Genomic DNA, 15,021 nt, shown 5'->3' on the forward strand with positions numbered 1-15,021 from the left:
CATCTGGCAATGACGCATCTCGTCCCTCTCGCCAAAGAGGTCGACGATGACAAGGTGACCCCGGGTGTTCTCGGCTTCATCGTCTTCGCGGTGATGGCTCTCGCCGTCTGGGGACTGATGAAGTCGATGAGCAAGCACATGCGGAAGGTCGACTTCAAGGAGCCCGCGGAGGCCTCCACCGGTGAGGCGAAGGCCTCCGAGGCCGAGTCCCGCAAGGGCTAGCCCGCCGTGGCCACCGTCACTCCCATCACCTCGCGGGAGTGACGGTTCGGCACCATGCCCAGGCGCCAGGCCTGCCAGCCGGCCTCCAGCTCGGCGCCGCGCTCCAGGAGCAGGCCGAACGCCTCCATGTAGTCGTCCAGCTTGCCGTCGCGCGTCGGATGACCGGCGCGGGCCAGCTGGGCGAGCTCCTCCTGCGCGACGGCGGTGCCGATCTCCCAGCCGCCGGGCGAGCCGTACGGCAGCAGGGTGCAGCGCAGGAAGCGGGCCCAGTCCTCGCCCCGCCGGTCGCCGTACGACGCGAACAGCGCGGCGGCCTCGTCGCACAGGGCGAGCGCCTGCTGGGCGCGCGCGTTGCCCGCGTCCACGACCGCCAGCTCCAGGCACGTCCACGCCTCGCCGTGCGCGACGCCGATGCGCTGGAAGTCGGCGCGGGCGTCCACCAGGAGCTGGCGCGCGAAGCCGGAGTTGCGCAGCGAGCCCGTCTGCGCGGCACGCTGGTCGCGGGTGACCCGGGCCGAGTGGTGCCGGGCGCAGGCCAGGCCGTACACGTCCCGCATCCGCGAGAACATCGTCCGCGAGCGCTCAAGCTCGCGCACCGCCTGGTCGAGGCTGCCCGCCTCCTCCAGGGCCTGGCCCAGGTAGTAGGCGCTCCACGCCTCGCCCCGCGCGTCCTCGTTCTCGCGGTGCCGGGCCACCGCCTGCCGCAGCCCGTCCACCGCGGCCGTCGCGTCACCGTCCACCAGGCGGGCCCGCGCCAGCTGCGTCAGGGCCCAGGCCTCGCCGCGGCCGTCCCGCGTGCGCCCGTACAGGTCGAGGGCGCCGCGCAGCTGCTCCTCCGCGCGCGGTACGTCGCCCCTGCGCAGGCAGAGCTGGCCGAGCTGGAAGTGCGCCCAGGCCTCGCCGTGCAGGGAGTCGTTCTCGCGGTGCAGGGCGAGGGAGTCCTCCAGGAGCCGCAGCGCCTCGTTGAGGTTGGCGCGGTCCCGCTCCACCGCGGCGAGGGCGTGCATCGTCCAGGCGCGGTCACCGGCCAGCTCGTCGGCGGACTGGAGCTCCAGGGCCTCGCGCAGGCGGGCCGACGCCTCCGTCAGATTGCCCTGGTGGTGCAGGGTGATCCCCAGTGAGCACAGGGCCAGGGCGGCGCCCGCGTCCTGCTGGGCCTCCATGTACAGGTCCACGACCGACGTCAGGGTCGTGCGCGCCTGGTCGAGCTCGCCGAGCTGACGGGACGCGATGCCGGTGCGCCACCGCACGCTCCGTACGAGAAGGCCCTGGTCGACGGCTTGCGTCAGCTCGCTGATCTCGCCCAGGCGGTAGAGGTCGCCGCGCAGCAGGCAGTAGTCGCACAGGGCGCCCAGCAGATTGAGCACCGCCGCCTGGTCGACGCCCTCCGCGTGCCGCAGCGCCGCCGTGATGAAGCTCGACTCGTCGTCCAGCCAGCGCAGGGCCGCGTCCAGCGAGGAGAAGCCGTGCCGGTCGAACTGGCCGGCCCGCGTCGACATCTTGCCGTCGACCAGGCGGATCACCGACCCGGCGAGCTCGCTGTAGCTGACGATCAGGCGCTCCTGCGCGGCGGTGCGCTCGGCGGGCTCCTCCTCGTCGATGAGCCGGGCCAGCGCGAAGGCCCGTACGAGATCGTGCAGGCGGTAGCGGCTGCCGCGCACGTGGTCGACGAGGCCCGCGCGGGAGAGCGCGGTCAGCTGGCGGGCCGCCTCGTTCTCGTCGGCGCCGAGCAGGGCGGCGGCGGCCGCCGTGCCCAGGGAGGCTCGCCCGGCGAGCGCGAGCCTGCGCAGCAGGCGCCGCGCGGGCTCGGTCTGGTCGGTGTAGCGCAGCCACAGCACCCGCTCGACGGGTTCCACGGGGCCGTACGCGGCCAGGTCGGCGGCGAGCTGACGTGTCGTCCGCGTCCCGATCGAGGACCCGGCGACGCGCAGCGCCAGCGGCAGACCGCCGCACAACTCCCGCACCGCGTCGGCGGACTCGGCGTCGTAGGGACCGGAGGCGTCCTCGGCCGCCTCGCGCAGGAGCTGCTCCGCGCCCGCCGCGTCCAGCGGCTCCACCGGCAGCTGGTGCACCCAGGCGGGGAGGTCGGCGGGAAACTCCAGGGGCTTGCGGGAGGTGACGACGACGAGGCTGTCGGAGCGCTCGGGCACCAGGGTGCGCACCTGCTCCGGATCGCTCGCGTCGTCGAGCACGACCGTGACGGCGAGGCCGGTCAGATACTGGTGGTAGAGCTCGCCGAGCCGCTTGACCTGCTGTTCCTGCGAGGAACGCTCACGGAAGAGCAGCTGCTCGCGCGGGGCGCCCAATCGATTCAGCAGGTGCAGCAGCGCGTCCCGCGTGGACAGCGGCTGGGAGCTCTCGCCCCGCAGATCCACGACGCAGGCGCCCCGGAACTGGTCCCGCAGGTCATGCGCCGCCCGGACGGCGAGCGTGGAGCGCCCGGAGCCCGGCGCGCCGTGCAGCACGACGACGGTGGGCCGGGTCTCGGTGGAGGCCCGCGCGGCGTGCACCCACTGGGTGACCCGGGCCAGCTCGGCCCGGCGTCCGGCGAACGGGCCGTCGGGCTCGGGGAGTTGCGCGAAGGACTGCTCCAGTACGGTGCGCCTGCGGGCCGCCGCGCTCTTGTCCGTGCCCCGCAGCTGCGGGGCGGCCTTCTTCTTGCCGGTGGGCGCCTGGAGCACCCGCTGCTGGTCCAGGAAGGGCCGGATGCCCCGCACCTCAAGGGCCGTCAGCCACTGGAGCCGCAGCTGCTCGGGCCCGCCCGGCTGGCTGATCGCGCCGGCGCGGCGGCTGGCCGCGGGCACATGGGAGGCGGTGACCTTCACGACGGTGGTGGCCGCGCCGACGACGGCGACGGCGGCGCCCGCACTCATGGCGGTCGAGACCTCCGTGCCGAGCACCAGGTCGGCCAGACACGCGCCGACGGCCGCGACCGCCGCCACCAGCAGCGGCGTCCCGGCGCCCTCCTTCGCGTACCGCTGCCGGAAGGAGAGCTGTCCGGCCTCCGACTCGTCCAGGGCGTGCGTGTACGCCGCGTACTCCTCGGCCGCGGTCCGTCCCATGGCGTCGAGCGAGGACCTGGCCCGGGAGAGCAGTACGCCCCCGTCGACACGGCCGCCGGAGCGCCGCACCTCTTCCTCCACCGCCCGCACCAACAGCCGCTCGGCTTCGGCCCGATGGCTGTCCCGCATATGGGTCCCCCTCCGCGTGCACTGGTCGCCTGCGGACCCAAGTGTCCTGCGTACGGGCCTCCGGCGCGAGGGAGTCCACGGATCACGTGGGCCAGTACCCGGATCGGCGCGCCATGTGCGCGAGGATGGGAGGTATGCCGAACCGACTGGCCCACGAGACGTCCCCCTACCTTCTTCAGCACGCCGACAACCCCGTCGACTGGTGGCCCTGGTCGGCGGAGGCCTTCGACGAGGCGCGCGAACGGGGTGTGCCGGTGCTGCTCAGCGTCGGGTACAGCAGCTGCCACTGGTGCCATGTCATGGCCCACGAGTCCTTCGAGGACGCCGGCACGGCCGCCTTCCTGAACGCCCACTTCGTCAACATCAAGGTCGACCGCGAGGAGCGGCCCGACATCGACGCCGTCTACATGGAGGCCGTGCAGGCCGCGACCGGCCAGGGCGGCTGGCCCATGACGGTCTTCCTGACGCCCGACGCCGAACCCTTCTACTTCGGCACCTACTTCCCGCCCGAGCCGCGCCACGGCATGCCGTCCTTCCAGCAGGTGGCCGACGGGGTCCGGCGCGCCTGGGAGGACCGGCGCGACGAGGTCGGCGAGGTCGCCGGGAAGATCGTGCGGGACCTCGCGGACCGCCAGCTGTCGTTCGGGGCCGACGAACTGCCCGGCGAGGACGAGCTCGCCCAGGCGCTCCTCGGCCTGACCCGCGACTACGACGCCGCACACGGCGGCTTCGGCGGCGCGCCCAAGTTCCCGCCGTCCATGGTCGTCGAGTTCCTGCTGCGGCACTACGCCCGCACCGGCTCGGAGGGCGCCCTCCAGATGGCGGCCGACACCTGCGAGCGGATGGCGCGCGGCGGGATCTACGACCAGCTGGGCGGCGGCTTCGCCCGGTACTCCGTGGACCGGGAGTGGGTCGTGCCGCACTTCGAGAAGATGCTGTACGACAACGCGCTGCTCTGCCGGGTGTACGCCCATCTGTGGCGGGCCACGGGCTCGGACCTCGCGCGGCGCGTCGCCCTGGAGACCGCCGACTTCATGGTGCGCGAACTGCGCACGAACGAAGGCGGCTTCGCCTCGGCGCTCGACGCGGACAGCGAGGACGCCGCCACCGGCAAGCACGTCGAGGGCGCCTATTACGTGTGGACGCCGGAGCAGTTGCGCGAGGTGCTCGGCGACGCGGACGCCGAGCTGGCCGCCACGTACTTCGGGGTGACCGAGGAGGGCACCTTCGAGGAGGGCGCCTCGGTGCTCCAACTCCCCGCCGGGCAGGACGGGGCGGCGGACGCCGCCCGTATCGGGTCGATCCGGGAGCGGCTCCTCGTCGCGCGCTCGCTGCGGCCCGCGCCCGGCCGTGACGACAAGATCGTCGCCGCCTGGAACGGCCTCGCCGTCGCCGCGCTCGCGGAGGTCGGGGCGTACTTCGACCGGCCGGACCTGGTGGCGGCCGCGGTCGGTGCCGGCGACCTTCTCGTACGGCTGCACATGGACGACCGGGCGCGGATCTCCCGTACCTCCAAGGACGGCCAGGTCGGCGCCAACGCGGGTGTCCTGGAGGACTACGCGGATGTCGCCGAGGGGTTCCTCGCGCTGGCCTCCGTGACGGGGGAGGGAGTCTGGCTGGAGTTCGCCGGGTTCCTGCTCGACCATGTGCTCGGCCAGTTCGTCGACGAGGAGTCGGGCTCCCTGTACGACACGGCCGCCGACGCCGAGCAGTTGATCCGGCGGCCGCAGGACCCCACGGACAACGCGGTGCCGTCCGGCTGGACGGCGGCCGCGGGCGCGCTGCTCTCGTACGCGGCGCAGACCGGGGCCGAGCCGCATCGCCTGGCGGCGGAGCGGGCCCTCGGCGTCGTGAAGGGGCTCGCGCCCCGGGCGCCCCGGTTCATCGGCAACGGCCTCGCGGTGGCCGAGGCCGCGCTCGACGGCCCGCGCGAGGTCGCGGTGATCGGGCCGGTGGGCGGCGAGCTGCACCGCACCGCGCTGCTGGGGACGGCCCCCGGGGCCGTCGTCGCCGTCGGCCCCGCGGGCGGGGACGAGTTCCCGCTGCTCGCGGGCCGGGAGAAGCCCGCAGCCTACGTCTGCCGCCACTTCGTCTGCGACGCACCGACCACGGACGCAAAGGAACTGGCGGCAAAACTGTCGAACTGAGGCCTCGGCCGGGCCGGGCCGGGATGTGCCCGGCCCGCCCCGGCGTCCGCAGGGCGACGGTCAGCTGACCCCCAGCGCGACGGTCCGTTGACCCCCAGCGCGACGGTCAACGGGCCCCTGGCCCCCAGCGGCACGGTCAGCGGACCCCCGAGGGAAACTCCGCCACCGCCCGGGCCACGATCTCCTCCAGGCGGTCGTGGTGGGCGCCGCGCCAGTACACCCGGGCGCACTCCCCGCACTCCGCGAACACGTCGTACGTCCCCCGCGTGCCTCCTTCGAGGCGGGACGCCACGTCCTCCTTCGTCGCCGCCCGCAGGGAGCCGTTGCAGGCGGTGCAGCGGGTCCAGGGGCGCAGGGCGGGCGCGAAGCGGCCCAGTACGTCCCGGAGTTGTTCGTCCGGCGCGTCGCTGTAGACGTACGCGCCCGCCCACAGCTCGCGGCGCCGCAGCAGACCCCGGTCCCGGCTCAGGAGCACCCGCCGCTCGGCGGCCGAGCGCTTGGCGAGGGCGGGGTCGCCGATGTCCGTGCTCTCGTACGCCGCGTCGACGCCCAGGAGCCGCATCCTGCGGGCCAGCGTGCCGAGATGGACGTCGAGCAGGAAGCGCAGGGGAGCGCCGGGCACGGGCTGGGGGCGGGGAACGGCGCGGACCTCCACCGACTCGTCCGCCGCGGGCACGTGCGAGACCGGGACCTCGGTGCCGTCCACGAGGAGCGCGCCGACCTCCGTCAGCGGGACCCCGAGCGATTCGACGACGTGCCCGAGCGTGGACACGCCGTCCGTAACGGCCTTGGCGGGTCCGCCCCTTCGCTCGTGCGGGACGAAAAGCCCCAGCTCGGGGGCGAATTCGATGAGGATCTCCGGACCGTTCATGCGGTCAGGATGGCACGGGGCGAGCAGCCGCGGCCGGGGATTTGCGGCGCGCTGCGAGGAGCCCGGCGTCAGGCCGCGGGCCCGCCCGCGCCGAAGCCGGTCGTCAGCATGGTCAGGGAGCGGTCCACCAGCTCGCCCGGGTCGTCCTGGTGGCCGTGCTCCGCCCAGTACGCCGCCGCCTCCGTCAGCGCCCCGATCAGGCCCATCGAGAACACCCGGACCTCCAGCTCCCCCGGGTCGCGCCCGCTGCGTTCGGCGATGACCCGGCAGAGCATCCGGCCGGTGACCGACATGCTCTCCAGCATCCGGGAGCGCACGGCGGGGACCTCGATCATCAGGCGCGTGCGCAGGCGCGAGATCTCGGCGCCCTCGGCGAAACCGAGGTCGACCGCCCTGCGCAGCACGTGCCGCAGGGACTCCACGATCGGCTCGTCCAGGGGGCGCGCCCGCAGCTCGCCCTCGATCACCTGGTCGTACTCGTCGGTGAGGACGATGTCCTCCTTGACCGGGAAGTACCGGAAGACGGTCGACGCCGACACCTCGGCGGCCTCGGCGATCTGCTCCACCGTCGTCGCCTCGTACCCCTGCTCCCCGATCAGCCGGTAGGTGGCCTCACGGATGGCGATGCGGGTCTTGAGCTTCTTCCGCTCACGCAGCCCCGGCCGGGGCCCTTGCGGAGCAGAGGTGGTGCGTACGGCCGTCATGCCCCTCATTCTCCGGCACCCTCACCCTCACCCTCACCCCCGCGCCGCCGCCCGCACGCGCATGGCCGCGGCTCGGAAGCCGCGGCCATGAAGGGGCAGAGGGGAAGAGGGGAGCGCGGTCACCCGTACCGGTACGCCACCAGGGAGATGCCCACGTAGTGCACGGCGAAGGCGGCCAGGGTCAGGGAGTGGAAGACCTCGTGGAAGCCGAAGAAGCGGGGGGACGGGTTCGGGCGCTTGATGCCGTAGATCACGCCGCCCGCGCTGTAGAGCAGGCCGCCGACGATCACGAGGACCAGGACGGCGATGCCGCCCGCCCGCAGGAAGTCGGGCAGGAAGAAGACCGCCGCCCAGCCCATCGCGATGTAGCACGGGGTGTAGAGCCAGCGCGGGGCGCCGACCCAGAAGACCCGGAAGAGGATGCCGGCCACCGCCGCGCCCCAGACGCCCCAGAGCAGCCACTGCCCCTTGGAGTCGGGCAGGAGCAGCATCGTCAGCGGGGTGTACGTGCCGGCGATGATCAGGAAGATGTTGGCGTGGTCGAGTCTGCGCAGCACGCCGTCCGCGCGCGGGCCCCAGGTGCCCCGGTGGTAGATCGCACTGACCCCGAAGAGGAGGCAGGCCGTCAGGACGTAGATCCCGCAGGCGATCCGCCCGCGGGTGGAGTCCGTGAGCGCCGTCAGGACGATGCCGGAGACGAGCACCGCGGGGAACATGCCCGCGTGCAGCCAGCCGCGCATCTTCGGCTTCACTTCTGCGAGGTCGGGAAGCGGCAGGGCGTCGAGCGCGGACGAGTCCGAACTCGCGTCCTGCGAGTTCGAGATCGCGTCGGGGACGGGAGCGGTCATAAACGGCATCGTACCTACGCAACCGTAAGTTAAGCATCAGTCATGGGGCCTCCGTGGCCCACAAGTGGCGATGCTCACGGTGATACCCGAGCGTACAAGTGACGGATTCGTGTACGGAGGGCGACCGGAACGAGTGGCGATCCTCACGCCGCTCACCTGTGAGGCCCTCTGGACATATGCGCGGAAGCGTCGGATGATCAAATGAGTGCGGTCGGCACCGGATGAGCGCCAGAGGGAACAACACGTGAAGCGTCCGGGTCGCAGCCCCCACGGGGCAACAAACCTATAAACCCCTCGTATAGGAGCAATCGTGGCGCGCGACATCGCGGCTCCCCTTCTCTCTGAGTCCCTGGGCACCGTCCCCACCCACCACCAGGACCTCGTCTCCTGGGTGAACGAGATCGCCGAACTGACCCAGCCGGACAGCGTGGTCTGGTGCGACGGATCCGAGGCCGAGTACGAGCGCCTGTGCGAGGAGCTCGTCGCCAAGGGGACGTTCAAGAAGCTCGACCCGATCAAGCGCCCGAACTCGTACTACGCGGCCTCCGACCCGACCGACGTCGCGCGCGTCGAGGACCGCACCTTCATCTGCTCCGAGAAGGAAGAGGACGCGGGCCCGACCAACCACTGGAAGGCCCCCGCCGAGATGCGGGAGATCTTCGCGGGGGAGCAGGGCGTCTTCCGCGGCTCCATGCGCGGCCGCACCATGTACGTCGTGCCCTTCTGCATGGGCCCGGTCGGCTCACCGCTGTCCGCCATCGGTGTGGAGATCACCGACTCGGCGTACGTCGCCGTCTCCATGCGCACCATGACCCGCATGGGCCAGGCGGTCCTGGACGAGCTCGGCGAGGACGGCTTCTTCGTCAAGGCCGTCCACACGCTGGGCGCGCCCCTCGAAGAGGGCGAGGCCGACGTGCCGTGGCCCTGCAACTCCACGAAGTACATCTCGCACTTCCCCGAGGACCGCGAGATCTGGTCGTACGGCTCGGGCTACGGCGGCAACGCCCTGCTCGGCAAGAAGTGCTACGCCCTGCGCATCGCCTCCGTCATGGCGCGCGACGAGGGCTGGCTGGCCGAGCACATGCTCATCCTCAAGCTCACGCCCCCGCAGGGCGAGAGCAAGTACGTCGCGGCCGCGTTCCCGAGCGCCTGCGGCAAGACCAACCTCGCCATGCTGGAGCCGACGGTCCGCGGCTGGACGGTCGAGACCATCGGCGACGACATCGCCTGGATGCGCTTCGGCGAGGACGGCCGCCTCTACGCGATCAACCCCGAGGCCGGCTTCTTCGGCGTCGCCCCCGGCACCGGCGAGCACACCAACGCCAACGCCATGAAGACCCTGTGGGGCAACTCGGTCTTCACGAACGTCGCGCTCACCGACGACAACGACGTCTGGTGGGAGGGCATGACGGAGGAGACCCCCGCCCACCTCACCGACTGGAAGGGCAACGACTGGACCCCCGAGTCCGGCGTCCCCGCGGCTCACCCCAACGCCCGCTTCACCACCCCCGCCTCGCAGTGCCCGATCATCGCGCCCGAGTGGGAGGACCCCAAGGGCGTGCCGATCTCGGCGATCCTCTTCGGCGGCCGCCGCGCCAGCGCGGTGCCGCTGGTGACGGAGTCCTTCGACTGGCAGCACGGCGTCTTCCTGGGCGCGAACGTGGCGAGCGAGAAGACCGCCGCGGCCGAGGGCAAGGTCGGCGAGCTGCGCCGCGACCCGTTCGCGATGCTGCCGTTCTGCGGCTACAACATGGGCGACTACATGGCCCACTGGGTCAAGGTCGGCGCGGACAAGCCCGACCAGTCCAAGCTCCCGAAGATCTACTACGTGAACTGGTTCCGGAAGAACGCCGACGGCAAGTTCGTGTGGCCCGGCTTCGGCGAGAACAGCCGCGTCCTGAAGTGGATCGTCGACCGCCTGGACGGCAAGGCCGAGGGCGTCGAGACCCCCATCGGCATCCTGCCGACGGTCGACTCGCTGGACACCGAGGGCCTCGACCTGGCCAAGGACGACCTGGAGTTCCTGCTCACGGTCGACAAGGAGGTCTGGCGCGACGAGGCCTCGCTGATCCCCGAGCACCTGAACACCTTCGGCGACCACACGCCCAAGGAGCTGTGGGACGAGTACCGCGCGCTGGTGCGGCGTCTGGGCTGACGTCCCGCGCGTTCCGGAAGGGCCCCGCACAACGGCGTGCGGGGCCCTTCCGCATGTGTACGCATCTCGCGCACCCTGCCTTCACATGGCCCTCACATGTTTCAATGACCCCACACGGGGGGCCGTTGATCGACGCGTGCCCCAAATGAGCCTGTGGGGGGCAAAGTTGAAGAAGTCTCAGCGGTTGAGACGGGTGACGGGTGCCGCGCTCGCGGTGATCCTCGGCTCGGCGGGTCTGACCGCCGTCGGGGCACCCGCCGCGTATGCCGCCACGCCGTCGGACGAGGTGGCCAAGCTGCCGATCTCCTCGTTCGGGGCACTGGTGGTCGACGACGCGCACGAGCGGGTCTACGTCACCGACGCACGCAAGACCAGTGGCGCGAGCCAGGTCTGGGTCTACAACTTCGAGGGGCAGCGCGTCGGTTCGCTCGCCACCGACCAGCCGGCCTCCGGCATGGCGCTCAGCGCGGACGGCGCGACCCTGAACGTGTCGGTGTCCAACCGGATCGTCACGTTCGACACGGCCACGCAGACCAAGAGCGGCGCGTCCTACACGCCCTACGACGTCGAGTGCGGCCGGGACGTCGCCGTGGCGGGCGGCAAGACGTGGTTCACCGAGACGCCGTACACCAGCTCGTACTGCGACCGGACCGACAACGCCGCGTACCTGTACGGCGTCAAGGACACCTCGTTCGTCAGCACCGGCTGGAACAGCGAGGGGCGGCTGAAGCTGGCGGCGGGGCCCGGGGCTCCCGACCGGCTCGTGATGGGGCAGGCGGGGGCGGGCAGCGCGGCCAACGCGTTCCTCACCACGTTCGACGCCAGCGGCGAGACCCTGGTGCGCGGCCCGCAGCGGCGGTTCGCGGACGCCGAGGGCAAGGGCGCGCTCGACCTCAAGGACATCGCCCTGAGCGCCGACGGCAAGCGGATCGCGGTCGCCGACGCGGCCTACGGCACCCGGCTCCTTGACGCCTCCGACCTGGCGGACGCCCCGGCCGGCTACCAGCCGCTGCCGGAGGGCGCCAAGGCATCGGCGGTGGCGTTCAGCGGCGACGGGACGTACGTGGCGCGCGGTGCGGCCGCCGCGGGCAGCGTGTCCGATCTGCTGATCCAGCCCGCCGACCCGGCGGACGGCGCCACGCCGATCGAGTTCGCCTTCGAGGGCGAGCTCGACGGCTCGCGGATCGTGCCGCGGGGACTCGGCTGGGCCAAGGACGGCTCGCGGCTCTTCGCGGTGGCCTCGGACGGCGGCACCAGTCACTGGTTGCACGTCATCAAGCCCCCGGCCGCCCAGTACGACGCGCGCTTCACGGGCGCCCTGAGCACCACGCCCACCAAGCCCATGGTCGGTGAGCCGCTCGGCATCCGCGGCAGGCTCGAGCTGGACGGCCCCGCGCCCGCGGAGCCCGTGAAGGTCGCCGCGGTCCGCAAGGACGCCGACGGCACGACGGAGGTGGCGTCCGCCAAGGTCGCCGCCGACGGCAGCTTCACCGTCCTGGACGTGCCGGACCGGCTCGGCGAGGCGACGTACACGCTGCGGTTCCTCGGTGACGTCACGCACCGGCCCGCCGAGGACGTCACGGTCACCGTCGACGTGGCGAAGGCGACGACGGCGATCGAGCTGACGGCCCCGGCCGACGCGACCCGCGCGGGCGGCGTCGACATCACCGGGAAGCTGACCGGACAGGGGCGTGCGCTGCCGTCCGGGATCGCCCTGAAGGTGACGCGGACCGACCGGCTCGGCACGACGGGCGAGCTGACGTCGGCGCCGGTGGCGGCGGACGGCTCGTTCCGGATCAGGGACCTGCCGAGCAAGAAGGGCAGGACCGTCTACGCCGTGAGCTACGAGGGTGATGCCCTGCACGCGGGCTCGTCGGCCGAGGCGACGGTGCGGGTGACCGGCTAGCCGGGTAGATGGCACCCGGTCCGAACGCCTCCAGGCGTTCGGACCGGGGCCGTTCCTGGGGGCCCGGGCGCGGGCTCAGTGGGCGCCGACGAGGTGGGCGGCGCCCGCGTGAGCGTCCATGCGCCGGGCGGCGAGGATCGCCGCCGCGGTGTCGGCGCGGGAGGCCGCCACCACCAGGGCGCGGCCCGCGAGGGCGTGGGCGCGCTGGTGCAGGGCGGTGAGGTGCGGTTCGTGGATCGCGGTCACCACGGCCGAGCGGACGGGCGGCAGACCGCCGCGGAGCCGGGCCACCTCGGACGCCAGCCTCTCGGCGGCGTCGTCCAGGTCGGCGTCGGGCGCGAGGGCGCGCAGCTCGTCCGTGACGGCGAGGAGCGCCGCCAGATGCGCGGCGAGCTGGATGTCCAGCTCCTCCTCGCGGGAGCGGTGCGGGAAGTCGCCCGGGTCGGCCATGGCATGGACCGACTTGGTGCGGATCGGCTCGTACATGGGATGGCCTCCTGGCGGGTAGCTTGAAAGCCATCCTACATTAGATTCAGTCTAAAGTTGAGTCGAGTGGCCGCGGCGGCCCGTCCGTCCCGGCCGCCCGCGGCTAGTGCTGGCCGTAGCCGTCCAGGAAGGTGCCGATCCGGGTCACCGCCTCGGCCAGGTCCGTCGCCGTGGGCAGGGTGACCACCCGGAAGTGATCGGGCTCGGGCCAGTTGAAACCGGTGCCGTGGACGACCATGATCTTCTCGGCGCGCAGCAGGTCGAGCACCATCTGGCGGTCGTCCTTGATCTTGAAGACCTTCGGATCGAGCCGCGGGAAGAGATAGAGCGACCCCTTGGGCTTCACGCAGGTCACGCCGGGGATCTGCGTCAGCAGGTCGTACGCCGTGTCGCGCTGCTCCACCAGGCGCCCGCCCGGCAGCACGAGGTCGGTGATGGTCTGGCGCCCGCTGAGCGCGGCGACCACGCCGTGCTGGCCCGGCATGTTCGCGCACAGGCGCATGTTGGCGAGGATCGTCAGACCCTCGATGTACGAGGACGCGTGCGCCTTCGGCCCGGAGATGGCCACCCAGCCGACGCGGTAACCGGCCACCCGGTACGCCTTCGACATGCCGTTGAAGGTGAGGGTGAGGAGGTCGGGGGCGATGGCGGCGGTGGGGGTGTGGACCGCGTCGTCGTAGAGGATCTTGTCGTAGATCTCGTCCGAGCAGACCAGGAGGTTGTGGCGGCGGGCGATGTCGGTCAGGCCGCGCAGCATGTCCTCGCTGTAGACGGCGCCCGTCGGGTTGTTCGGGTTGATGATCACGAGCGCCTTGGTGCGGTCGGTCACCTTGCGCTCGATGTCGGCGAGGTCCGGCATCCAGTCCGCCTGCTCGTCGCAGCGGTAGTGCACGGCCGTGCCGCCGGAGAGCGAGACCGCGGCCGTCCACAGCGGATAGTCCGGCGCCGGTACGAGGACCTCGTCGCCGTCGTCGAGCAGGCCCTGCATGGCCATGACGATGAGTTCGGAGACGCCGTTGCCGATGAAGACGTGCTCGACGTCGGTCTCGATGCCCAGGGTCTGGTTGTGCATCACCACCGCGCGGCGGGCGGCGAGGAGGCCCTTCGCGTCGCCGTAGCCGTGCGCGTCGCCGACGTTGCGGAGGATGTCCTCCAGGATCTCGGGCGGGCACTCGAATCCGAAGGCCGCGGGGTTGCCCGTATTGAGCTTGAGGATGCGGTGGCCCGCCGCTTCCAGCCGCATCGCCTCCTCGAGCACCGGACCCCGGATCTCGTAACAGACGTTGGCGAGCTTCGTCGACTGGATGACCTGCATGTCCGCGAGCTTACGGCCGCGTAACGGCACCCGCCTCGTGTTTTCCGCCACGTCGGGGCGTGGCGGGGGCCGGTGCGGCGTGGCGCGCCCGGCGGGGTGCCCGGGACCGTCCTGTCAGCGGTCAGCGGTGTCCGCATGCGGTCTTGTTCTCACGGCCCGGTACCTCAACAATGCGCATGACAAAACCGAAGCAACTTCGGTCACATGGTCAACAGAGGGGACCCCCCACATGAACAAGCCTCTCGTCGTCGCGTGCTTCTCCGCCCTGCTCCTCGGGGTGACGGCGGTGCCCGCGACGGCCGTCGGCGACGAACGGCCCGTCAAGGCGCAGGCAGTTGACTTCGCGGGCACCGTGGCGCTGAGCAACTGTTCCGGCTCCGTCGTCCGCGTGGCGGACTCCAAGCCGCAGGACCCGGCGCTCGTGATGTCCAACGGCCACTGCCTGGAGTCCGGGTTCCCGGCGCCCGGCGAAGTCGTCGTCGACAAGCCGTCGTCCCGCAGCTTCACGCTCCTCGACGCCGGTGGCGGCGACGCCGGCACGGTCAAGGCCAGCAAGATCGCCTACGGCACGATGACGGACACCGACCTCTCGCTCTACGAACTCACCAGCACCTACGCCGAGATCGAGAGCGAGTTCGGCATCAAGGCCCTTGAGCTGAACGCGGCACGTCCGGAGCAGGGGAAGGCGATCACCGTCGTCTCCGGCTACTGGAAGAAGACGTACAAGTGCAGCGTCGACGGCTTCGCCTACCGCCTCAAGGAGGGGAACTGGACCTGGAAGGACTCGGTCCGCTACACCCCCGACTGCAAGACGATCGGCGGCACTTCGGGCTCGCCCGTGGTCGATGACGCGACCGGCAAGGTGGTCGCCGTCAACAACACCGGCAACGAGAGCGGCGAGGAGTGCACGGACAACAATCCGTGCGAGGTCGACGAGAGCGGCAAGGTGACGGTCCGCGAGGGCATCAACTACGCCCAGCAGACGTACGGCATCGTGCCGTGCGTGGCACCCGGCAACAAGATCGACCTGAGCCGCGAGGGCTGCGCGCTCCCCAAGCCGTAGGGCTTCGGACCACGGCGGCGGGCCGGCCCTTCCGGGCCGGCCCGCCGAATTGTCAAGAGTTCCCACCCCTTGTCCCCCCTCCGCGGGCCCCCGAAGAATGCCCATGACAACCA

Annotated in this window: 11 protein-coding genes; 5 read left to right on the forward strand and 6 right to left on the reverse strand. The window is 71.9% G+C overall.

Features of this window, described 5'->3' with window-relative positions:
- The first annotated feature begins 9 nt into the window (after positions 1 to 9).
- Entirely contained in the window at positions 10 to 222 is a 213-nt protein-coding gene (locus QBL25_RS25975) for a hypothetical protein (RefSeq protein ID WP_409062780.1), read from the forward strand.
- Here the strand turns inward: QBL25_RS25975 and QBL25_RS25980 are convergent.
- Complete coding sequence (locus tag QBL25_RS25980; RefSeq protein ID WP_409059375.1) at positions 219 to 3,413, reverse strand: tetratricopeptide repeat protein; 3,195 nt, start codon at positions 3,411 to 3,413, stop codon at positions 219 to 221. The genes QBL25_RS25975 and QBL25_RS25980 overlap by 4 nt on opposite strands.
- 134 nt (positions 3,414 to 3,547) lie before the next feature.
- Between QBL25_RS25980 and QBL25_RS25985 the strand changes: the two genes are divergently transcribed.
- Positions 3,548 to 5,560, forward strand: a complete 2,013-nt coding sequence (locus tag QBL25_RS25985) for a thioredoxin domain-containing protein (protein ID WP_409059376.1) — start codon at positions 3,548 to 3,550, stop codon at positions 5,558 to 5,560.
- A gap of 136 nt (positions 5,561 to 5,696) precedes the next feature.
- On the opposite strand, the gene QBL25_RS25990 is transcribed toward QBL25_RS25985, so the two are convergent.
- From QBL25_RS25990 to trhA, 3 genes are all read right to left on the reverse strand, one after another.
- Positions 5,697 to 6,431: a Mut7-C RNAse domain-containing protein gene (locus QBL25_RS25990; RefSeq protein WP_409059377.1), complete on the reverse strand. Its 735-nt coding sequence runs from the start codon at positions 6,429 to 6,431 to the stop codon at positions 5,697 to 5,699.
- Positions 6,432 to 6,499: 68 nt separating this feature from the next.
- A complete protein-coding gene (locus tag QBL25_RS25995; RefSeq protein WP_409059378.1) occupies positions 6,500 to 7,135 on the reverse strand; it encodes a TetR/AcrR family transcriptional regulator in 636 nt (211 codons plus the stop codon).
- Between the two features lie 119 nt (positions 7,136 to 7,254).
- Complete coding sequence (gene trhA, locus QBL25_RS26000; RefSeq protein ID WP_409059379.1) at positions 7,255 to 7,983, reverse strand: PAQR family membrane homeostasis protein TrhA; 729 nt, start codon at positions 7,981 to 7,983, stop codon at positions 7,255 to 7,257.
- A gap of 310 nt (positions 7,984 to 8,293) precedes the next feature.
- Between trhA and QBL25_RS26005 the strand changes: the two genes are divergently transcribed.
- Both QBL25_RS26005 and QBL25_RS26010 read left to right on the forward strand, forming a co-directional pair.
- Positions 8,294 to 10,138, forward strand: a complete 1,845-nt coding sequence (locus QBL25_RS26005; protein ID WP_409059380.1) for a phosphoenolpyruvate carboxykinase (GTP) — start codon at positions 8,294 to 8,296, stop codon at positions 10,136 to 10,138.
- Positions 10,139 to 10,331: 193 nt separating this feature from the next.
- The gene (locus tag QBL25_RS26010; protein WP_409062781.1) at positions 10,332 to 12,044 is read left to right on the forward strand and encodes an Ig-like domain repeat protein; all 1,713 of its coding nucleotides are present in this window, start codon (positions 10,332 to 10,334) and stop codon (positions 12,042 to 12,044) included.
- A 75-nt stretch (positions 12,045 to 12,119) separates the two neighbouring features.
- Here the strand turns inward: QBL25_RS26010 and QBL25_RS26015 are convergent, their stop codons facing one another.
- Positions 12,120 to 12,530, reverse strand: a complete 411-nt coding sequence (locus QBL25_RS26015) for a hypothetical protein (RefSeq protein ID WP_409059381.1) — start codon at positions 12,528 to 12,530, stop codon at positions 12,120 to 12,122.
- A 103-nt stretch (positions 12,531 to 12,633) separates the two neighbouring features.
- Positions 12,634 to 13,845: a pyridoxal phosphate-dependent aminotransferase gene (locus QBL25_RS26020; protein WP_409059382.1), complete on the reverse strand. Its 1,212-nt coding sequence runs from the start codon at positions 13,843 to 13,845 to the stop codon at positions 12,634 to 12,636.
- Between the two features lie 229 nt (positions 13,846 to 14,074).
- On the opposite strand from QBL25_RS26020, the gene QBL25_RS26025 reads away from it, so the two are divergent.
- The gene (locus tag QBL25_RS26025) at positions 14,075 to 14,908 is read left to right on the forward strand and encodes a serine protease (protein ID WP_409059383.1); all 834 of its coding nucleotides are present in this window, start codon (positions 14,075 to 14,077) and stop codon (positions 14,906 to 14,908) included.
- Positions 14,909 to 15,021: the final 113 nt, after the last annotated feature.

The sequence above is a fragment of the Streptomyces sp. SYP-A7185 genome (assembly GCF_046103685.1).
Taxonomy (GTDB): Bacteria; Actinomycetota; Actinomycetes; order Streptomycetales; family Streptomycetaceae; genus Streptomyces.